We start from the raw sequence: 21267 nt of genomic DNA on the forward strand, positions 1-21267 counted from the left end.
TTTTAGTCATTAAGTTGTCATTTGCTTCGCTGTTATTCACTTTGCTGTCATTAGGTTGTTATTTATATAACATCATTTGATTGTTATTTTTCAATATTTTTCTTGCTAATTGAATTAATGTAATTGTTTAACTTTACGCCAAGTCGGTTTATATCCTTTATAAATAATTCGTAGGAATTGTCATTAATTAAATTTCGATTATGTGCTTTCGTTATCCGAGTAACTGTTTCAAACAAGGAGCCTCTTGAATAATAACAAAATTGTCTTTCTTCTTTATAAAAATACCTTCCAAATCCTTCACTTAAATTAGCAGCTATAGAATCCACCGATTTTATCAGTTGTTTGCCGATAGTATCTTTATCAAAATAATTCCATTTATCAATAATATTCCAAACTTGTTCTCCAATTTGCATTGATAATTGATAAACTTGAAGTTCATCCAATTTCATTTGCCCTCCAACTTAATGACAATTATTGACTATCTAATGACTAAGATTATAATTCCATGAACTTTATTTATTTCCTGTTTTCCATTCGTTTGTTAAAAGGCTATTCATTAATGCTAAATTGATTGTTCTTAGCGCTCGTTTTACAACCGGAGCATCAATCATCTTACTTCCAAGTGAAACAACACCAATCCCTTTTTTTTCTGCTTCTTCAAATGCTAAAACTATTTTCTTCGCTTTGTCAATTTCTTCTTGGGTCGGAGCAAATGCTTCGTGAACAACTTTTACCTGGCGTGGATGAATACATCCTTTTCCTTCAAATCCCAAAGCCTTGGCTTCAATTACACTTTTACGCAAACCGTCCATATCATTAACGTCTGAAAAGACAGTATCAATTGCCTGAATTCCTGCAGCCTTTGCAGCGTTTACCAACATTGATCTTGCAAAGAAACTTTCTTTCCCTTCATCTGTACGCTGCGTTCCAAGATCGGCAGTGTAATCTTCTAAACCAATCGCCAGCGCACAATTACAATGAGAAGCAGTAGCAATCTCATATGCTTTCAGAACACCTTTGGCGCTTTCAATAATCGGCATAAAGAAAATATCATCCTTCACACCATTAATTTTTTTCAATCGATTTACTTCCACTTCAACTTCTTTAACCTGCTCAGGTGATTCACATTTTGGAATTAGAATTACATGAACATTATGCGGGATTATATAATGCAAATCTTCAAGTCCCTTTGGAAGCTGGTTAATTCTCACCATTCTTTCAGCACCATAAAAATCAACACTCCGAAGCGCATTTCTTACCACAAGTTGCGCTGCATCCTTTTCAGTTAGTGCAACGCTGTCCTCCAGATCCAATATAATTCCATCAGGCTGGTGAAGACCGGCGTTCGTATAAAATTTAGGTTCATTTCCAGGCAGATAAAGCCGGCTTCTTCTAAGTTTATCTTTTGTGGTTTTGTAAAGATTCTTTTCGTTCATAGGAAGAAGGAATTCTTTATGCGTTCCGGAAAGAAGTTTTTTTATTGCCAGTTCAAACCGTGCAGCAATGACAAATAATAGTGCGCCGCTGTCTTCCATTAAAATATTTGCGTCTTTCAGATTGTAGAATTTGCTCATCTCGTGAATGAGTGCTTTAATTGATTCGCCATACATTGAGGCAACTTTACTTTTCAAGTCTAACTTGATCCCGCCAGTGTTTGTTAATTCAATTTCTATAAAACAATCAGAGCGGATTTTATCTCCGCGTTTACCTGCGGAAGATTTTAAAACTTTGGTTTCCATTTTTATTTCTCGTTATAATTTCATAATTCAATTGATAAATTGTGTAATTGCTAAATTGTTGGAAAGATATCTTTAACAACTAAACAATTAGTTTTTCCATGAACTCTTTACCTGAAAATTTTTCGCAATCAAAAATCATTTCTTTTATTTCTTTTTGTTTTTTAACATCCAACAACTGAGTTGAAAGTGCATTGAATTTATTTTCTAAATCTTCCATTGTCATCGGTTCGCGTGGATCACCTTTCGGAAACTCTAGATACTCTGTAAATTCTCTTCCATCCCTGGTTCTAATCACTACTTTAGAAGGCTGTTTAGCCGGGAACATCTTTTCAAATTCCATAGATGCTTCTCCTTTTATCTTATCTATAACTTCCCAGATCCTTGGATCCTTTAGCTTCTCATCAGAGAATGATTGTGTTGTTATCTTATGATCAACCAGCGCTGCCGCAATGCAATAGGGAAGTGAATGATCTGCGGTTTCCCTGGATTCAGGTCGATATTTATGCGGATCAAAAAGAATATCGCAGGCACGGGCGATTGTTGTTACTATAACTGATTCAATCTGATCGTAACTAATATTATTATTTGTAACAACTTTTAGTGTGCAGGAAATATGTGTGTGGGTCAAAGCCTCAGTTGGAAATGCTTTCATACTGCACTCAAGAATTTTATAACTTTTACCAAGGTTACCAATTAGTTTATCCAAATTCCAGCCCCATTCAGATGTGCCTTCTCTTCCCTGCATCCTTGCTGGAGATACATTTTGATTTTTAGTATCCCACCCGAAAAAGCAATCCATAAATCCTTCTTTACCTTCAAAGACCGCTTCGGTCCCAGAATATCCTTTCTGTGCCATCAACGCAGCAAATACACCAGACTGCGTCGCCATCGGATCGACAGTATTTTTCATCATTGTTAATTTTCCAGCGGTTGGGCATCCGATTGTATGATTATGGCTTCCGCTTATTCCAATTGAGTTTACCATTTGATCAACAGATAGTCCAAGCATTTTACCTGCAACAATTGGAGAAACAAACTGTGTTAAAGTTGCGTGATGCCATTTTCTTTCTCGTACACCGGGAACAGCAAACTCACATAATCGTTGTTCAAATTCATAAGCAAGAACAATTGCAACAATAATTTCTTTCATTGAAACCCCAACCATTTCCCCAACAGAGATGGCTGCCGGAATAATATCGGATGGATGTGATGGATCTTCTTTCCAATAGATATCGTTGAAATCAAGTGCGCGGATCATAAGCGAATTTACGAGTGATGCATTTACGGCAGGAATTTTATCTCCAAAAACAAAAAGAGTCGCTTCCGGTTTACCAGCCATTTCCTTATAAATATCCCTTAAAATATTTACATCTTTTGTATGATAGCCGCCGTAAGCACAGCCAACCGAATCGTAAAGATATCTTTTTACTTCGTGAATGACTTCTTTAGGAAGGTCTTCGTATTTAAGACCAACTGCAAATTCTGCTATTTGACGTGAGATTGATTTGTTCATAGTGTTTTATGTTTAATTGTTTGGTTTAAAAAAATTTGACTAACAAACTTATTTATGTTCCTGATATTAATCTATTGTAAATCCAATCTTCTTTTTAGATGGAGCTGGAGATGTAATTAGTTGATTTATTACTTGAATAATCTGAACAATTTGATTATCGTGTTCTTGAAGTTTACTTTCTAATTCTTTCAGTTTCTCTTCAACTTTTTTATGAGTTGAAATTATTTCTCTTAGTTTTACAAAAGCACGCATTATTAAAATATTCACTTCTATCGCTCTTTCGCTTTTCAGTACAGAAGAAAGCATCGCTACACCCTGTTCCGTGAAAGCAAATGGATGGTATCGTAATCCTTTTTCTTCAGATTTGGACATCACAGTTTGTGATCTCCAGTTAAGAAATTCTTCCTTTGATAATTGAAACATAAAATCTTCAGGGAATCTTCTGATGTTTCTACGAACCGCTTGTTTTAAAGCGCGGGTTTCTACTCCGTATAAAACTGCAAGGTTTCTATCAAGAATAACTTTCTGATTTCTTATAACAAGAATTTTATCAATTAAGCTTTCTGGTGGTATTAGTGTTTTTGTTACCATAATGACTTTATAAGTGAATTAATTACTTTTTAAGAACCATGTATTGTCATTAAATGCAATCTCTGAAATTTGACGTGAGATTGATTTTTCCATAATAAATTCTCTTTAATTTTTATTTACGCTAATTGAATGATAATTATAAAAAATTCATCAAAATAATATTTTGTCGTTGCTATCTAGCGAAGCAATCTCATATTATTTTATTATATAAATCATTCCATTCAGGATTCATATTAATTATTAATTTCTTCTTTCGTGAACCTGCTTTTACCTGTTTCTCTCTTTTAATCGCTTCGTTCCTCGCAATGACAATATGAGGTATACTACAAATTCTTCTTTACCCACTCTTCCAATCCGCCATCCACAATTAATTCTTGAGCGGCTTCACCTACTGGACTCATCAAATATTTTTTACTATCTGTTTCCATAATGGAATTCTTAAAATCGATTTTGGCAAACAGCTTTGTAGTGATGGTTAATTTATCTTTACCGTATTTCTTTTTAAGATCGTTTACAAGTTCCGGCACTTCTATGCAAAGGAAGCCGTTATTCAGCGCATTGCGTTTATATGTTTCATTAAATGAACCGGCTATAACCAAACTAATTCCTTTGTACTTCAATGCTGTTGCAGCCTGCTCGCGTGAACTGCCTGTTCCAAAATTAAATCCACCCACAAGTATATCACCTGATTTTGCAAGTTTAACAAATTCTGGATCGTAATTTTCCATAACAACTTCCGCTTGCTGCTGGGGAGTGAAGTCATCTATGTAAGTGTACTTGCCAGGATAAATTCCATCTGTATTCAAATTATCCTGATGACAGAAAATTATTTCACCTTCAATAACTTCAGGAAAACCATTTATTATTTTTACAGATGAAGTTTGAGAAATATGTTTTTCGTTTTCAATAATGCTTCCGATGAGTTCAGTTGATTTGGAGTTCCAATCAAAATCAATTTTGCCGGCAACAGCAGATGCCGCAACAATTGCAGGAGATGCTAAATATGCAAATGCGTTTGGTGAACCCATCCTGCCTTTAAAGTTTCTGTTGGTAGCAGAAATACCTACTTCACAATCTTCAAGTAATCCAGTACCTAATCCAATGCAAGGACCGCATCCAGATGGAAGGGGAATAGCACCAGCATCAAGTAATGTTTGCCAGTCACCACGTTTTTCACTTTCGGCTTGCACTTCACTGGAAGCTGCCGCTAAATAAAAACTAACTCCATCAGCAACTTTCTTTCCTTTAATTATTTCTGCTGCTTCTGCAAGATCATCAACCCGGCTATTAACGCAGGAAACTAAATAAGCTTTATTAATTTTAACTTCTTTTTCTTTAAATGATTGAATTGAATTCATCACCTTTACAGTATTAGGACCCGAAACATATGGTTGAACAGAAGATAAATCCAAACTGATTGTCTTTGCATAGTACGCATCTGCATCTGCTTGCAAATTTTCTTTTATTAATTCTTCAATTCTATTTTTATTTATTCTTGGGTGAATTACATCAGTGTTATCCCTTCCCACACTTCCATCAACATCTGAATTAACACCCTCCAAACCGCGTCTGGAGATGAACTCAGCACGTTTCTTTAACCAGGTAATTGTTGTTTCATCAATAGGGAAAACGCCGGCAAGTGCACCCCATTCTGTCGTCATATTCGCTATTGCTAATCTTTCATCAATCGAAAGATATTTAACGCCTTCTCCAACAAATTCAATTGCGTGGTTCAATACTTCATCGTGGTTAAAGAAACCGCATAACGCGATTATTACATCTTTGCCTGTTACTCCTTTTTGGAGTTTGCCTTTCAATATAACTTTTGCAATTGGCGGAACCTGCCACCAGGTTCTTCCTGTAGCCCATATTGCCGCAGCATCAGTTCTAACTATTGGAGTTCCTAAACATCCTAACCCACCATACATATTTGAATGGCTGTCTGAGGCTACTGCCATTGTACCGGGAAACGCATATCCTTCTTCACACATAATCTGATGACCAATTCCACGACCAGCAGGATAGAAATCTGCTCCCATTTTTTTTGAGAATTCTTCAATCTTTTTATATTTCTCTAAATTCTTTTCAGATTTGTCCTGAACATTATGATCTAAAGTGTGAACAACCTGACGAGGATTAGCTAATTTAGTGGCACCAATACTTTTGCCGTAGGCATGGAGTCCCATAAATTTTGGAATTACAGCGCCGGTATTATCGTGCGTCATTATGTACGCCGGGCGAATTGATAAATAATCACCTGCTTGAACTTTATGGTTTGGATCTACTCCAACAGCAAATTTCTGAGCTATTTTTTCGATTAATGTTTGACTCATTATTTAATACCTCAATATAAAAATTAAGAAGTATGGAACGCTGATGACGCTGATTGAGCGGATCAACACGGATTAAAATCTGCGGAATCCGTGTCATCCGTGTTCTATTTTTTATGCCTTAAAAGGATCGAACGAAACAAAATCTGCATGATGAACAATTATTGCTTCAACATTTCTATTTGCAAGATCGCCTTCTTTTGCATGATAGGCGATTATGTGCAGCACTTCTGTTGGCAATCCAAATCTATCTGCTAACGCTACTCCGCTAAATGGATGGCGAAGTAATTTACCTGCTTTACTTGTTGTCAGCTCATCATTAATTTTATCATATTCAATCAATTTACCAACATCTATTAAAATGGCGCCTGCAATTAAAATATCCATATCAATTTTTATTTCTTCACCAAAATTCTTCTGCATTATTTTTGCAATTTCAACTGCTAACTGAACACACGTTCTTTTATGAGTCATAAAAGGAATTTTACAATCTTTAATCAGAAGTGAAAAAGGAATTACCTCCAAATCTTCTGGAGATAAAACACTTTTTTCAATTGCATAAATCCAGCAGTTTAAAACTTTTTCACGAAGCTCTTCATCTAGAATCCAATTAATTTCGGGCCATATTTTTAAAACTTTTTCTTTCATTTCTAACTCCAATTACATATTTGCAATTATTGCATCTGTCATATCTTGAGTTGTGCAAGCGCCATGTTTGAATACATCTGGTCCACCTTTTAGCTTCATCATATCGTATGTTTTTACTTTACCTTCTTCAACAACTTTAGCAATGGCTTTTCTAATTTTATCAGCCTTTTCTTTTTCATTTAAATGATCAAGCATCATACACGCACTTAGTATCATTGCAATTGGATTTACGATTGATGGATTAAGCTCCTGGTATTTTGGAGCAGAGCCATGCGTTGGTTCGAAAACAGCAACTTCTTCTCCAATGTTTGCACTGCAGGCAAATCCTAATCCTCCTATAAGTCCTGCAAAGCCATCGCTGATAATATCACCGAACATATTTTCAGCCACAATTACACCATATATTTCCGGGTTCTTTGTCAACCACATCATTTGCGCATCGATGTTTGTATCCCACAACTGGATTTCCGGATACTCTTTGGCAATTTGTTTACCAATTCTGAACATCATTCCGGAAGTTTCGCGGAGTACATTTGGTTTTTCACAAATAGTAACATTTTTATAATCAAATTTCTTTGCATGCTCAAACGCGGCTCTTATAATTCTTTCAGATGCTTTTTTAGTTACAATTCTTGTAGATATCGCCATCTCTTCACTTGGGATGTGTGAAAATGTTTTCATCTTCGGATTAGTTTCAAAGGCATCACGGACTACTTTCGGCGGATTTGTCCATTCAACACCGGAATATAATCCTTCTGTATTTTGTCTGAAAATTACTGTATTAACAATTGGTTCTTCAATTTTATTTCCTGCTCCGTACCGGATAAAATTAAGAGGATTACCTTTGAATGACTGGCAGGGACGAATACAAATATCAAGATTAAATTTTTGTCTTAATCCAACTATAGGACTAAAGTAAGTATAACCTTTACCTTGTAATGCAGGATTGAGTTCTCTTTCCGCTGCATCTTTGGGTTTGCTGGTAATTGCACCAAATAATCCAATCTTATGTTCAGCTAATAAATCTAATGTTCTTTGTGGAAGAGCATTACCTTCTTTACACCAAAAATCCCACCCAATATCAGCCTTAACATAATTTGCTTCAAATCCAACTGCTTTTAACATACGAATTGATTCCGGCAATACGGTTTTGCCAATTCCATCACCTGGCATCGCAACTATTGTTCTCATAAATGATTCCTTTTTGTTCAGAATGTTTAATTTTAAGTAGGGATAAATTATATAATTCTGTTATGCGAAGCAAGATTAGAAAGTACTGGTTTTAATAATTTTATTAGAAAAGGAAATCAAGTTGAAGGTTTATTCTATTATCTAGGTTTCCCTGGATTTCAGAATATCCTGATCCTAAAGTTTTTTCATTCGGTTTAGTTGTTTCGGAATATTTAATAGAAATTGTTATCAATTTTTGAAGTTGATATTTGGCAAGGAAATACCACCTGATTCCAGTACCAAAAAGTACAGGATTTGCTAAAACTCCGTTCAGATCATTTTCATATTCATATAACCGGGAATTGTAAGAATCTGTTTGAAAATAAATCATCCGTAAATTCAACGAAAATTGTTTGGATGGTTTGTATTTAATATCCTGATAAAACATATAACCATGTTCATTTATTCCAGCATCAGTTATAAAATAATTTGTGTAATCAAATCTACTTTTCAATTTTATCGCCGATGAAACCTGGTAACCAATTTCTGTCTTTAAACTTTGAATGACACGAGGGTATAATTTTTTTTCAGTATTGAAATTTTCAGCTACTTCCTTTTGTTCATTTTTATAGCGAAGGTTTAGTTCGACTTTTTTAATTGGTTTAACTTCATAATCCAAATAAAATTCAATTCCTTTTGATGGAAGCGGATTATTGTAAGTGGCACCCGGAAACTTAAATTGATCGAAGAAGAAATTAAAGTTGCCTATTTTTGTTTTAAAATTGATGCCGGTGTAAATTCCAAATTCATTTATTGTTGAACCGGAATTTTCTCCAAAGCCAAACGAGTGAAGCGGAAAATAATCCTGCGGATAACTGCGAATGGAAATAACAGTCGTTAATTCGTTAGTTAGTTTTAATTGTACTGTGTTGATTGAAGCTAAAGAATTATTCCATGCTGCTTCACCTGAGAAGAAAAAATTATCTAGATGGAGTTTGTAATTAAAAGAAAAGCAATTAAAATTGTTACCAAATATATCAAATGGATTGGATGGTTGAAATGGAATATTAAACTCAGAATGATAAAAAAGTAATCCAGTTGAGAATAAATCCTTCACAGAATAATTTAAATGACAACCATAAAAAAGTTCATTAACAATCTGCTTTTTCGCAATTTCATTTTCGGTCCGATGGTAACCATCTATAACCAATGAACTGATTTCCATTGAAGATGAATCGATGGAAGCATCCAACTTATTATTAGAATAAAATGTTGTTAAATTGATATTCGAGTACATAAGATTAAACGCCGCACCTTTAAAGAATTGATTTTCATTTGAACTGAGGTATGGTATAATATTTTTTGTTGATTTAATGACAGAAGTAACTGCATTCCCACCTTTCGAAAATCCATAGGGTGAAGACAACGCTAATCCTTCTCCAAACGCAAGATTATAATCACCAACTACTAATCGGCGGAGAATTCCAAAATCTTTTAAATCAAAATGATAGGCTGTAAAATCAGCCAAACTTCTTTCACCAGCATCTTTTTCAGATAGAAACCCGATTTGAATGTTTTTATCATATTGCAATTTAAAACGATTATAAGTTTTATAATTTGATCCCGCAAATTTATTTTCGCTAAATCCTTTTCTTGTTTGAATATCTTTGATAATACGGGAACGGACGTTCAATTTGAAAGTATTCAATCGATCATAAAACTTTGATGATTGCTTTTCAATTTTTGTTTGTGTTTGTTTTGTCTCAACTGTTAGAAATGGAATGGCACTTTCCAAAATTGCCTTATCAAGTTCTTTTATTGTATAAAGCTCAGTGATAGAAAATATATGACCAACTTTTTTTCTATAATCTAAAATAGCTTTTGCTGATTGTAAATCTATACCGGGAATTTTAAGCAGGTCATCCAATTCAGCTGAGTTCAGATCAATTGGATTTTCCTTCAACATCTCAAACTCATCAAGCAAAGGTGAATCTTCAACATCAATCGTGGATTCTTCAATCAGATTTTCAATTAATTCATCCGATTGATAAGTTGAATCTTCCTGGCAATAAAATGAACGAGCAGTGATAAAATTCATCACCAGAATTAAAAACAAAAATTTTAATGTCATATAATTAGTAAGAGTTATTATTCAAGACCGAGATGCTTTTTTATTTTTTCATTTCTCAACTCATCACCGGAAAAGTTTATAATTATTCCAGCCTGGTGTGTTAAACCTAATTCAGCGTGAGTGAAAACCGCATAATCCAGTTGAATAAAAGTATAGTTTATTCCAACCCCGGCGGAAAATTTTTCCGGCTCAGTGGAGAATCCTGAACGTAAATAAAAATATTTGATCGGAGAATATTCCAGACCGAATCGAATTGATAAAGGGAATTCCGATTCTTTTTCTACCGCTGTATTTAATGTTGCATTATCCAAAGGAGAATAGCTGAAACCTGTTTGTAGTACTGTGGGTATCTGATTTTTTTCATCTCCAAATGTTGCCCTGGTCACATTGTGGAATGCAAATCCCCATTTTAAATTGCTGATTAAATAAATCATACTGCCAAAATTTAGAGAAAGAGAATTGGCACTGCCATAGTTTTTTATGGCAATAGTGTGATAATTAATTGTAATACCCGCAAAAAATTTTTCTTCAAATCGATTTGAGTAACTCAGGCTGATTTTATTTTGTTTATAAAGATCAAAACCGTAAGTCATTGCTCCCAAACCAAATGATCCATAATCAGTCGGTTCAATGTAAGCGATATAACCGTTTGCTAATTCTTTCATACCAAAGGGAGCCGGCGAATAATATATTCCGATTTCTCTCCAGTTCATTTGAGATAAGCCGGCGGGATTTGAAAAATTGGAAAACACATCATCGCTTTGCGCTACATCTGAATTTGATAACGCAATCTGGCGAGCACCGGGATTTATTTGTGCTATAATACAATGTGCAAAAAGTATTACCAAGAGAACTATGCTGAATCTGCCCCTCATAATAGATTCTTTATTAGTGTGGAATAATAATATTCAAATTTATATATTAAATCAACCTTTTTTGGAGATATTATCTAAATGAAGAAATTTATTCTCGCTTTCCTTTTTTTACCGGGTTTTTTAATTTCACAGGAATTAGATGCCACTGTAACTACAAATGTTGAAAAATTATCTATTGGTTCAAAAGACAGAATCATAAATTTTTCAGAAGATATTCAAAACTATCTTAACAACACTCGGTTTTCTGGGGATGCATGGAATTTTGACAAAATTAAATGTTCGTTTAATATTTTCTTTTCCGGTTCCAGCGATGAAACTCATTATTCAGCACAAATTAATATTACAAGTTTGCGCCCGGTTGAGAAAAGTGGCAGCCCAACAATTATGTTGAATGTCATCGATAATACCTGGGAGTTTCAGTATCAATCCGGACAATCGATGTATTTTAGTCCGGACTACGATCCGCTAACCGACTTTTTAGATTATTATGCTTTCCTGATTATTGGATTGAATGAGGATTCCTTTACTGAATTAGGTGGCTCTCAATATTTTACACAAGCTTACAATCAAGCTGTGTTTGATGCAAGTTATTCTTCATCTGCTGGATGGGAAACAAAAGGCAATTCCTATAACCGCCGTGGGTTGATTGAGGATTTGGTAAGCGAAAAATACAGACCGTTTAGAGAAGATTGTTTTAATTATCATTACAATGGATTAGATATTTTTACTACAAAAAAAGAAGAAGCGGTTCAGAATATTGTTAAACTTATTAAAAATCTAGAAACTCTTAAAGCTAAAGTTGATATCGGTGGTGTGCTTATAAAAACATTTTTTGACGCAAAGAGTAGTGAAATTGTAAATTATTTAAAAGATTATCCTGATAAAATGATTTTTAAATCACTAAAGAAAATAGACCCTCCACATACACAAAAGTATGATGAAGCAATGCTAAACGAATGATTGCAGATTGAGGATTTCGGAATGCAGATTGAGAATTGTGGGAAGGGAATTATTTCTGTAATTCAATTTTAATAATTTTGTCCCCCTGATCAATCATATCAACTGTATCCATTCCTTTTACAACTTTGCCAAAATTGGAATATCTGCCATATAAATGTGGAAAATAGCTGTGCATAACAAACCATTGGGAGCCTTCAGTATCTTTTCCTGAACTCGCCATTCCAACATAACTTCGGTTAAATGGAATTGCTGAGAATTCAGAGTTGATCTCGTAACCAGGACCGCCCCAGCCAGTGGATTCAGGGTCACCAGTCTGAATTACAAAATTTGGAACAACGCGGTGAAAAATTAAATTGTTGTAAAATTTCTTTGAAGCCAAATAACAAAAATTTCCAACTGAGATTGGAGAAACTTCCGGGTTAAATTCAATAATGAAATTTCCCTTGCTGGTATTTACGATTGCTTTTTTATATTTGAAGGCAAACTTCCAAAGTTGATCAAAATTTTCTAATGGCTTTGTTTCGTTAAAATTAACTCCAGATTCTTTACAATAAAATTTACGCAAAGTAAAACTTTCAGAATTTTCTAAAATCGTTAGAACTTTTTTGGGAAACTCATCATTTATTTTCTTAGAAAGATTAACCAGCGAAATTATGCTTTCCGAATATTTTGGATTGTCTAAATATTTTTTTGTTAGATTCAGAATGATTCCCGACAAATTCTCCCGGTTATTTGCAATGAATACCGAGTCAAGTCCATCTGCTGTTGTTGATATAACTGAAGGATCTGAGCTGTTAAGATTGCCGAGTAATATTTTCCTAAAGTCTGGATTTTGCGGAAAAAATTTTTGCAATGAAATAAGTGCATTTAATATTTCCAGTTTTTCATTTTTGTTAGCTCTGGGAAATTCCTTTAATAAATAATCTAAATTCTGATGGGGAAAGGTAAAATTTTCGGAGAGAGATGAATAAAAGAAAACTCTTTTTACTTTTCCAGATAATTGTCTAATAGCTTCAAAAATTTCTTGTGGATAGAGATGACAGTAAGTAATGAAAAGTTCTCCAATTGTATTTGCAGTATAAGCTGAATGATTTAATAAGCAATTCCAAATTTCTGATTTCAAATAATTCTGTAAGGTGCTGTCTATTGAAACGTTTTTTAATGCGATGGCGGTTTGGCGGGCAACATTTGGGTTTTCATCATTTAATAAAGAAAGATATTTTTTCAATTCATCTTTATTTTTGAATTTATAATAGCAAATTACTTTTGCTGCTTCCGTTCTTATTCGCCAATCAGGGTAATGCAGGAGTGTTTCAACCATTGGAAAATCATCCGTAAAATATTCCAACTTTCTTAGCGAACTTAAAGCATACTGTTTAAGGATAATCGATTCTTCACCAAAATCTCTTTCGTTAAGAAGGTTTACTAAATCAGATTGAATGAGTTTTTGTGGACCAATTCTATAAAGTGCAAACAAAGCGTCAATTTTTCTTTGGATTGGATATTCATTGCTCGTAAATTCTTTTTGGAGTAGCTCAATATCTTTTCCATCTGTTACTTTAATTCCTCTGGAATTGAAATTGGCGATAGTTAGTGATATTCCGGTAAAGTCGAATTCTTTGCCAATGAAATATTTATTTAGCAGCAACTCAAGTGTTTCTTTGGTTCCGGTTTTACCAATTGCCTCAAAAATGCTACGCTGGTATTTTGAATTTTCTAAAAGTTTGCTAAACAAAAATTCTGTGGAAATTTTTGACTCACCGAGTTGACTAAGTGTAAATGAAATTAAATCACCAAAGGAATTAAAATCCAGATTTGCTATTTCATTTACGAATGATTGGTTGTTGCAATGGCTAACACTAAATAAACCAGCTTTTACTTTTTGTGGATTTTCTGAATATAGATATTTATTAATTATTTCTGGATCGAAAGTTCTGGTAAAAGTGGTTTTCACCAGTTCATAATCATCTTTGGAATATTGAGCGCAGAGTAAAGAAGTTAAAATCCCGCCAAGGAAAACAGTTTTTAAAAAAAAATTACGGAGTGAGTTTAGAAACATTTTAATTATTTATAAAAATGTTTATCAAATTCCCATCTCATAGATTCTGTACTTTTTGTACAACTCACCTTTCATAACTTCAGCGCCGCGATTCATCATCTCGTTATCCTCCAAAATCCAACTCGCTTCGCCTAACAAAATCCCGATCTTTTCAGCTCTCTGTACAATTTCCCAATAAAAAACAGAATCCAATCCACGCTTTTGAAACTCAGGAATTATTCCTAATGTAATAATTCTTGCCCATTTAATATTTTTCTTTTTAGTCCAAAGCTTAATAAAGTTAAATGGGAAAAGATGTCCATTCATTTCTTTAAAAACCGAATTATAATCAAGCATTACAAGAGCGAATCCAACAAGCTGGTTATCAATTTCACCAAATAAAACTAAGGATGGTTCAGCTAATGGTTTAAGCTCCTTTGCCATGGTATCAATTTCTTCATCTGTAAAAGGAACAAAACCCCAGTTAGGTGCCCAGGCTTTGTTATAAACATATTTAACTTTCTCTACTTCAGCCCGAAAATCTTTCATATTGATTTGAGAAATTTTAATACCGGAGCGCTTTGCCGCAATATCAGAAACGCGCTTTAGCTTTTCTGACTTAATTATTTTATCGTTACTTATTTTATAAGCATACAAATCTTTTACCTTTTTCAGTCCATAGTTATCGCAAAGATCCAGGTAGTATTGGGGATTGTAAGTCATTAACAATCTTGGGGAATCATCAAAGCCTTCCAGCAGCATTCCGTACTCATCATTACTGGAAGGATTAGCAGGACCTCTCATCGCATCGCATCCTTTTGATTTGAGCCAAATTTTTGCTTTATCAAAAAGTGCGTCAGCAATATTTTGGTCATTTATACATTCAAAGAATCCGAAGAAACCAACTTTATCGTTATGATATTTATTATGAAGATCATTTTTGATTGCTGCAATTCTTCCAACAACATTACCATCTTGTTCCGCAAGAAACATTTCCATCTCCGCATGTTTGTAGAATGGATTTTTTTCTTTGCTAAGAATTTTTTTCCTATCCATTATAATTGGCGGAACCCAATAAGAATCGTCCGCATAGATTTTCCATGGGAGTTTTATGAATTGCATCAAATCTTTTTTAGAAGAAACGGTTCGGATGGTTATAGCGCTCATTAAATCCTCTTTTCCAAATTATCTTTTAAGGAAATAAGATAAGAATATTTATTGAATCAACGCCTTTTTTCCCTAAAAAATCTTTTGCCCACTATATGCAGGCTGGGAAAGATTGGGTGTTAAATTAAACCTAACTGTTTTCCAATTTTCTTAAATGCATCAATAATGTAATTCAAATGCTGATCTTCATGCGTTGACATATAACTTGTTCTCATCATTTGTCTTCCAGGAGGAACACCTGGTGATATAAACACATTAACGAAAACTCCATCATCAAATAACATTCTGCCAAATTTGAAAGCAAGCAAATCATCCCCAACTATTACAGGAACAATAGCAGTTCTGCTTTCAATAACGGTAAATCCAGCTTCTTTAAATCCAACTCTTACCATTTCTGCATTACGAATCAGTCTGGTTACTCTTTCCGGCTCTGCTTCAAGAATTTCTAACGCAGCTAAAGCGGATGCAACAGATGCTGGAGTTGGCGATGCGCTGAATATCAAAGCCGGTGAATGATGCTTTAAATAATTGATAACTCTTTCTTTACCGGTAACAAATCCACCAAGCGAAGCGAAGGTTTTACTAAAAGTACCCATAGTCATATCAATCTCATCCTCAAGATTAAATTCGCTTGCTGTTCCTCTACCACCTTTTCCAATAACTCCAACTGAATGTGCATCATCAATTAAAATTCTTGCATTATTTTCTTTTGCGATTTTATTTAACATAGGAAGGTCAACAATTTCGCCACCGGTACTAAACACACCATCACTTACAATTAACTTTCCTGCATCGGCGGGAAGTTTTTTGATAACTCTTTCCAAATCATCCATATCATTATGTTTATACCGAACAACTTCTGCAGTAGCTCCTTTTGCCATTAAATTACCAGCAACTATACAGGCATGGTTGTCTTTATCAGAAACAATATATTCTCCACGTTGAACTAAAGTTGCAAGTATTCCCTGGGCTGTTTGGTAGCCGGTACTGAAAAGAAGAGCTGCTTCTGAATTAAAAAATTTTGCTAATTTTTCTTCAAGCTGAACGTGTAAATCTATTGTACCGGTAAGATAGCGGGAACCAGAGCAGCCTGTTCCATATTTTTCAATCGCTTTAATCGCAGCTTCTTTAACTTTGGGATGTGCAGTTAATCCAAGATAATTATTTGAGCCAGCCATAATTACTTCTTTTCCACCAATCCTAACAACCGGTCCTTCATTTTCTTCAATTGGTCTAAAGTAAGGATAAAGTCCGGCAGCTTTAACTTCATCTGCTCTGTTAAATTCAAAACACTTTGTGAAGAGATCCAAAATAAACCTCCAGGATATTAACTAAAGTATGAAATGGTTACGAATATCTATATTTTAAGACGTATTTTTCAAAATAATTTATTGCAAAACTATCTATAATCAGGTTCAAAATCAAATGGAATTAAAAATGGAAAACAAAAGTGTTGCAGTTGTAACCGGTGCAAATGGATTTGTGGGTAGTCACTTAGTCGATTTACTTTTAGAAAAGGGTATGAAAGTTAAATGTATAACCAGGCAATCGAGCGATTTGAAATGGCTTAAAGGAAAAGATGTTGAAATTAATAATTGTGGTTTGTTTGATATTGAAGGAATGAAAAAAGTTGTTAAAGGATCAAATTATATTTTCCACGTTGCTGGAGTTGTAAAATCTAAAGAAGCGGAAGGATATTTTAAAGGTAACGTTGAACCTGCAAAAAATCTGTTAACAGCATGTCTCGATTCAAAAGATTCAATAAAAAAGATTGTTATTGTAAGCAGTCTAACAGCTTGCGGTCCTTCCTTGGATGGAATACCTGTGAATGAGGAAACAATACCGCATCCAATTACCACTTATGGTAAAAGTAAATTAGCAGAGGAAAAAGCTGCTCAATCTTTTATGAAAGAATTGCCAATTACTATTTGCAGGGCTCATGCAGTTTATGGTGAAAGAGACACTGAAATATTTATTTTCTTTCAAACTTTTAATAAAGGGTTGATGACAACTCTTGGTATGAAAGATAAATACCTTGGACTTATACACGTTAAGGATTTGGTAAATGGGTTGTATTTGGCTGCGATAAGTGAAAAATCAGCCGGACAAATTTATTTCCTTAGTTCTGAAGAAACTTATAACTGGAAACAGATTGGAGATATAACTTCTAAAGTTTTGTTAATAAAACCAATAAAAGTTAAAGTTCCTCATTTTATTGTTTACAATATTTCTGCAATTGCCCAATTCTTTTCTATGTTTAGTTCAAAACCTGCAACTTTAAATTTGGAAAAAGCCAGAGATCTTGTTCAACCGTACTGGACCTGCGATGTAAGCAAGGCAGTAAATGAACTTGGTTATCGTCAGCAGATTTCTATTGAGGATGGTATAAAAAGAACCTGCGATTGGTATAAAGAAGTTGGTTGGCTGAAGTAAATGTTGAATAATAAATTATTAAATATTCTGCTGATCATTTTACTTATTATTTCAGAAGCAGTTTATCTTTCAATTTATTCTAATTCGTATCCGCCAATTGTATTGTTTACTTTTATCTCGATCTTTAACTCAGTTATTTTTGTTGTGCTATGGTTGTTGTTAAGGAAGATTGAAGCAAACCAAATACTAATTACTATTATTATACTTTCCGGTATAATTTTTAGACTTAGCTTATTTCCAGTTCAGCCAATAGCTTCAGACGACATTTACCGGTATATCTGGGATGGTAAAGTAATGGCTAATGGGATTAATCCGTTCAGGTATTCGCCTGCAGATACGGCTTTGAATTTTCTCCATTCTGAAACTTTCCCTGCTAAAATAAATCATCCAACAATGAAAACTATCTATCCACCATATTCGCAGTTAATGTTTTATTTTGGATATAAATTATTTGGAGAGAATGTATACGGAATTAAAATTCTGCTTTTCATTGCAGAATTGCTTTCAATCTTTTTATTGTACTTATTATTAAAGAAACTAAATCTTCCAGCAATCAATTTAGCTCTATATTCACTTTGCCCATTACCTATTATGCAATTTATGGTTGATGGTCATGTTGATGGAACTGGTTTTCCGCTGCTACTACTCTTTTTCTTTTTTTATTTAACTGGCAAAAAGGTAAAATCTTATTTGATGATAGGTTTATCCATAAGTTCTAAATTTGTTTCAGGAATGATACTTCCATTTGTTTTTAAGGACGAAAAAGGGAAGAATAAAATAATTGTAATTATTGTTCCAGTATTAGTACTTATCATAACTTACATTCTATTTATTCTAAATGGAGTTTTTCCTTTTGAGTCACTAATTCAATTTTCTTCAAACTGGATTGCCAATAGTTCTATTTTTACAATCATTTTGGAAATTACAAAAAACAATCAGAATGCACGATTAATTTCTTTAGTACTATTTGTAATTTGCGGAGGATTTCTGTTCTTCTTACGCAAAGAATTTTTAGAAAAAGTGTACCTTATTTTCATGCTGTTCTTTTTATTTTCTCCTACGGTTCATCCTTGGTATTTAACCTGGATTGCTATTTTGCTTCCATTAAATTTTCGGTGGGGTGGACTTGCTTTTATTACATTAGTTAATCTTGCCAATATAATGCTAATCAATTATGTTCTTAAAGGAATCTGGGAAACATCTTATTGGATATTAGCGATTGAATATCTTCCAATCATTGTATTCTTTGTGTGGGAAATTACATATCGGAAAAAAGAACGAGTTTTGGTTTAAAATCCTTCCAGTTAAAAGCTATTTTCTTTTTGCTGAACAGCAAATGTGAAGTGCAATTATTACAATCGGAATTCCCAAAATATTTTACTGGAAATTCAAGTTTGTAAGTAATTAAAAGATGTTCTACTAAATTGCATTCAAAGTCCTTAGCTGCATTTTCAAAAATATAAACTCTTTGGATTTTGTTTTGCTCTAATGAGGTGAGATGATCGATGTGCCAATGAACTTTCTTTTCTTTTTTTAGATGTCTTTCAATCCTTTGGGATAAATTTTTCTGTGCACTTCCGATATAGTAATAATATCCTGCCGTAAATAAAGTTTGATGGAATGTTTTGCTTTTTATAGCAAATGATTCTGACGCAAAAATTTCTAAAAAATAAATTCCCGAGTTGATGCTAATTATTCAAGGCTCCTTCTTTTACCCAAGTAGTAATGCCCGCTATTTGATTTTTTGTAAGCGGAGGATAGCCGATCGGTGGCATTGGATAAGATGATGATGAAGGACCTTCAATTGAATTAATTAATCTGCTGTTTTGAGGTTGACCCGGAAACACAATACTTAAATCTGAAGTTGTATTTTGGTATGAAGTAAAACTTAATCCTCCAGCACGTGTTTCACTGCTATGGCAATTAGCAGTGTTACATTTTAAATCGAAAACAGGTTGAATATGTTGAATGTAACTAACATTTTTATCCGGGATTATTTTTTTATCAAGGTCTTCATTTGTAACCGTATCTTTACAGTTGATGGAAAAAATCATTAACAATGTGGAGAGGCAGAGACTAAGAAAGTATTTCATTAGAATTACCATTATTATAAAAAACACTTTCAAAGATAAAGGTAGATTGTTATTTTATCAACGGAAATATTAAAACCAATTAGAGGAATTAAATGAACAAGATGTTTCAGCATTTAGTATTGTTTTTAGTTTTATGTGTTGTGGTAATAAACGCACAAAACTCTAATCTCCAATCTGGTCCAATGCTTGGCTATTCAGAAATGCGCGAAGTAGCAATTTGGGTGCAAACCAAAAAACCAGCTAAAGTGAAAATTAAATATTGGGATAAATCAAATACTAGTAAGAAATATGAAACGGATGAAGTTGAAACGTTAAAGGAGAAAGCCTGCACGGCTACTATAATTGCTGATGAAGTTGAACCAGGTAAAAAATATTCCTATGAAGTTTATATTGATGGAAATTCAATTAAAGTAAATTATCCGCTTGAGTTTCAAACGCTAAAGTTATGGCAATGGAGAGGAGACCCGCCAGAATTATCCTTTGCAATCGGAAGTTGCGCATATGTTAATGAAGAACAATACGATCGACCCGGGAAACCTTATGGTGGTGATTATGAAATTTATAAAAGCATTTTTTCTAAAAGACCGGAATTCATGATCTGGATGGGGGATAATTGTTATTTGAGAGAACCGGACTGGAACACCCGAACAGGAATTTTAAAGCGTTACACTCACACTCGATCTCTTCCAGAACTTCAACCTTTACTAGGCTCAACACATAATTATGCAATTTGGGATGATCATGATTTTGGACCGAACAACAGCGATCGAAGCTTTATTCATAAGGATTTAACTTTAGAAACATTTAAACTTTTTTGGCCCGCGCTTTCTTATGGAATAAATGGTAAACCAGGTATAACTTCCCGGTTTGAATGGGGTGATGCAGAATTTTTTCTTTTAGATGATCGGTATTATCGCTCGCCGGACGAAAGAAAAACTGGTAGTAAAGAAATGTTTGGCGAGGAACAAATTCAATGGCTAATAGATGCACTGGTTTTCTCTAAAGCAAATTTCAAATTTATTGTTACTGGTGGACAAGTTCTCTCTCCGGATAAAGATGTGGAAAATTTTGTTTCTTTCCCGGAAGAAAGAGATAAATTATTATCATTGATTGAAAATGAAAATATAACTGGTGTGATATTTCTTACTGGTGATAGACATTTTACTGAAGTAACAAAAATGGAAAGGGAAGGAAACTACCCGCTATATGATTTTACCGTTTCAACATTTTCTGCTGGCGTGTTTAAACCAGATCCTTCTAAAAATTCTTTACGATTACCTGGTACACTTGTTACTGAAAGAAATTTTGGAATGATGAAAATAACTGGTCCAAACAATAATCGTGTTCTTAACTGTAAAATATTCAATAGTGAAGGAATTGAGATGTGGAGTTACGATATCAGTGCAAATGATTTGAAGAAATAATTCACATTGATTTAATAACTCACCTTACGCAACCCGATGCGTATAGTTATATTTTTTAGAATTTCATAGCGAAAGAAACTTTGAGATTTTCCAGTTGATTAAAAGCTGCACGATTTGCAGTAAGATACAATTTAGCTCGCAATGCTGTTGGGTTC

The 21267-nt window shown here is 33.9% G+C and carries 17 protein-coding genes; 4 read left to right on the forward strand and 13 right to left on the reverse strand.

Going from position 1 to position 21267, the window contains the following annotated elements; all coding sequences use genetic code 11:
- Positions 1-83 precede the first annotated feature (83 nt).
- From NTX22_02365 to NTX22_02405, 9 genes are all read right to left on the reverse strand, one after another.
- Complete coding sequence (locus NTX22_02365) at positions 84-449, reverse strand: four helix bundle protein (protein MCX6149350.1); 366 nt, start codon at positions 447-449, stop codon at positions 84-86.
- A 63-nt stretch (positions 450-512) separates the two neighbouring features.
- Complete coding sequence (locus NTX22_02370; GenBank protein MCX6149351.1) at positions 513-1739, reverse strand: aldolase/citrate lyase family protein; 1227 nt, start codon at positions 1737-1739, stop codon at positions 513-515.
- Between the two features lie 79 nt (positions 1740-1818).
- A complete protein-coding gene (locus NTX22_02375; GenBank protein ID MCX6149352.1) occupies positions 1819-3252 on the reverse strand; it encodes an MmgE/PrpD family protein in 1434 nt (477 codons plus the stop codon).
- Between the two features lie 66 nt (positions 3253-3318).
- Positions 3319-3843 (reverse strand): ORF6N domain-containing protein, encoded by a 525-nt coding sequence (locus NTX22_02380; protein ID MCX6149353.1) that lies wholly within the window; start codon positions 3841-3843, stop codon positions 3319-3321.
- A 323-nt stretch (positions 3844-4166) separates the two neighbouring features.
- Entirely contained in the window at positions 4167-6176 is a 2010-nt protein-coding gene (gene lysF, locus NTX22_02385; GenBank protein ID MCX6149354.1) for a homoaconitase, read from the reverse strand.
- Positions 6177-6287: 111 nt separating this feature from the next.
- Complete coding sequence (locus NTX22_02390) at positions 6288-6821, reverse strand: HD domain-containing protein (protein ID MCX6149355.1); 534 nt, start codon at positions 6819-6821, stop codon at positions 6288-6290.
- A 12-nt stretch (positions 6822-6833) separates the two neighbouring features.
- On the reverse strand, positions 6834-8012 hold the full coding sequence (locus NTX22_02395) for an isocitrate/isopropylmalate family dehydrogenase (protein ID MCX6149356.1): 1179 nt from the start codon (positions 8010-8012) through the stop codon (positions 6834-6836).
- Between the two features lie 103 nt (positions 8013-8115).
- A complete protein-coding gene (locus NTX22_02400; protein MCX6149357.1) occupies positions 8116-10089 on the reverse strand; it encodes a helix-hairpin-helix domain-containing protein in 1974 nt (657 codons plus the stop codon).
- A 50-nt stretch (positions 10090-10139) separates the two neighbouring features.
- Complete coding sequence (locus NTX22_02405) at positions 10140-10997, reverse strand: hypothetical protein (GenBank protein MCX6149358.1); 858 nt, start codon at positions 10995-10997, stop codon at positions 10140-10142.
- Positions 10998-11075: 78 nt separating this feature from the next.
- Between NTX22_02405 and NTX22_02410 the strand changes: the two genes are divergently transcribed.
- Entirely contained in the window at positions 11076-11957 is an 882-nt protein-coding gene (locus NTX22_02410) for a DUF4835 family protein (protein MCX6149359.1), read from the forward strand.
- A gap of 49 nt (positions 11958-12006) precedes the next feature.
- Here the strand turns inward: NTX22_02410 and NTX22_02415 are convergent, their stop codons facing one another.
- The 3 genes from NTX22_02415 to NTX22_02425 form a co-directional block, all read right to left on the reverse strand.
- Positions 12007-14016 carry a peptidylprolyl isomerase gene (locus NTX22_02415; GenBank protein ID MCX6149360.1) on the reverse strand — a complete coding sequence of 670 codons (2010 nt, stop codon included), beginning with the start codon at positions 14014-14016 and terminating at the stop codon, positions 12007-12009.
- A gap of 24 nt (positions 14017-14040) precedes the next feature.
- A complete protein-coding gene (locus tag NTX22_02420; GenBank protein MCX6149361.1) occupies positions 14041-15162 on the reverse strand; it encodes a hypothetical protein in 1122 nt (373 codons plus the stop codon).
- A gap of 119 nt (positions 15163-15281) precedes the next feature.
- Positions 15282-16472 (reverse strand): aminotransferase class I/II-fold pyridoxal phosphate-dependent enzyme, encoded by a 1191-nt coding sequence (locus tag NTX22_02425; GenBank protein ID MCX6149362.1) that lies wholly within the window; start codon positions 16470-16472, stop codon positions 15282-15284.
- A 127-nt stretch (positions 16473-16599) separates the two neighbouring features.
- On the opposite strand from NTX22_02425, the gene NTX22_02430 reads away from it, so the two are divergent.
- Together NTX22_02430 and NTX22_02435 are read left to right on the forward strand one after the other, a co-directional pair.
- Positions 16600-17595 carry an NAD(P)-dependent oxidoreductase gene (locus NTX22_02430; GenBank protein MCX6149363.1) on the forward strand — a complete coding sequence of 332 codons (996 nt, stop codon included), beginning with the start codon at positions 16600-16602 and terminating at the stop codon, positions 17593-17595.
- The gene (locus NTX22_02435; GenBank protein MCX6149364.1) at positions 17596-18888 is read left to right on the forward strand and encodes a hypothetical protein; all 1293 of its coding nucleotides are present in this window, start codon (positions 17596-17598) and stop codon (positions 18886-18888) included.
- A 395-nt stretch (positions 18889-19283) separates the two neighbouring features.
- Here the strand turns inward: NTX22_02435 and NTX22_02440 are convergent, their stop codons facing one another.
- Positions 19284-19688, reverse strand: coding sequence for a hypothetical protein (locus NTX22_02440; GenBank protein MCX6149365.1), 405 nt, complete (start codon positions 19686-19688; stop codon positions 19284-19286).
- 92 nt (positions 19689-19780) lie between these two features.
- On the opposite strand from NTX22_02440, the gene NTX22_02445 reads away from it, so the two are divergent.
- Positions 19781-21112 (forward strand): alkaline phosphatase D family protein, encoded by a 1332-nt coding sequence (locus NTX22_02445; protein ID MCX6149366.1) that lies wholly within the window; start codon positions 19781-19783, stop codon positions 21110-21112.
- Positions 21113-21267 lie beyond the last annotated feature (155 nt).

The sequence above is a fragment of the Ignavibacteriales bacterium genome, assembly GCA_026390815.1.
Lineage (GTDB): Bacteria > Bacteroidota > Ignavibacteria > Ignavibacteriales > SURF-24 > JAPLFH01.

What these genes read in the sequence shown, in the direction of transcription:
- NTX22_02365 (MCX6149350.1), bottom strand. Translation starts at nt 449, where the DNA reads ATGAAATTGGATGAACTTCAAGTTTATCAATTATCAATGCAAATTGGA.
- NTX22_02370 (MCX6149351.1), bottom strand. Translation starts at nt 1,739, where the DNA reads ATGGAAACCAAAGTTTTAAAATCTTCCGCAGGTAAACGCGGAGATAAA.
- NTX22_02375 (MCX6149352.1), bottom strand. Translation starts at nt 3,252, where the DNA reads ATGAACAAATCAATCTCACGTCAAATAGCAGAATTTGCAGTTGGTCTT.
- NTX22_02380 (MCX6149353.1), bottom strand. Translation starts at nt 3,843, where the DNA reads ATGGTAACAAAAACACTAATACCACCAGAAAGCTTAATTGATAAAATT.
- lysF (MCX6149354.1), bottom strand. Translation starts at nt 6,176, where the DNA reads ATGAGTCAAACATTAATCGAAAAAATAGCTCAGAAATTTGCTGTTGGA.
- NTX22_02390 (MCX6149355.1), bottom strand. Translation starts at nt 6,821, where the DNA reads ATGAAAGAAAAAGTTTTAAAAATATGGCCCGAAATTAATTGGATTCTA.
- NTX22_02395 (MCX6149356.1), bottom strand. Translation starts at nt 8,012, where the DNA reads ATGAGAACAATAGTTGCGATGCCAGGTGATGGAATTGGCAAAACCGTA.
- NTX22_02400 (MCX6149357.1), bottom strand. Translation starts at nt 10,089, where the DNA reads ATGAATTTTATCACTGCTCGTTCATTTTATTGCCAGGAAGATTCAACT.
- NTX22_02405 (MCX6149358.1), bottom strand. Translation starts at nt 10,997, where the DNA reads ATGAGGGGCAGATTCAGCATAGTTCTCTTGGTAATACTTTTTGCACAT.
- NTX22_02410 (MCX6149359.1), top strand. Translation starts at nt 11,076, where the DNA reads ATGAAGAAATTTATTCTCGCTTTCCTTTTTTTACCGGGTTTTTTAATT.
- NTX22_02415 (MCX6149360.1), bottom strand. Translation starts at nt 14,016, where the DNA reads ATGTTTCTAAACTCACTCCGTAATTTTTTTTTAAAAACTGTTTTCCTT.
- NTX22_02420 (MCX6149361.1), bottom strand. Translation starts at nt 15,162, where the DNA reads ATGAGCGCTATAACCATCCGAACCGTTTCTTCTAAAAAAGATTTGATG.
- NTX22_02430 (MCX6149363.1), top strand. Translation starts at nt 16,600, where the DNA reads ATGGAAAACAAAAGTGTTGCAGTTGTAACCGGTGCAAATGGATTTGTG.
- NTX22_02435 (MCX6149364.1), top strand. Translation starts at nt 17,596, where the DNA reads ATGTTGAATAATAAATTATTAAATATTCTGCTGATCATTTTACTTATT.
- NTX22_02440 (MCX6149365.1), bottom strand. Translation starts at nt 19,688, where the DNA reads ATGAAATACTTTCTTAGTCTCTGCCTCTCCACATTGTTAATGATTTTT.
- NTX22_02445 (MCX6149366.1), top strand. Translation starts at nt 19,781, where the DNA reads ATGAACAAGATGTTTCAGCATTTAGTATTGTTTTTAGTTTTATGTGTT.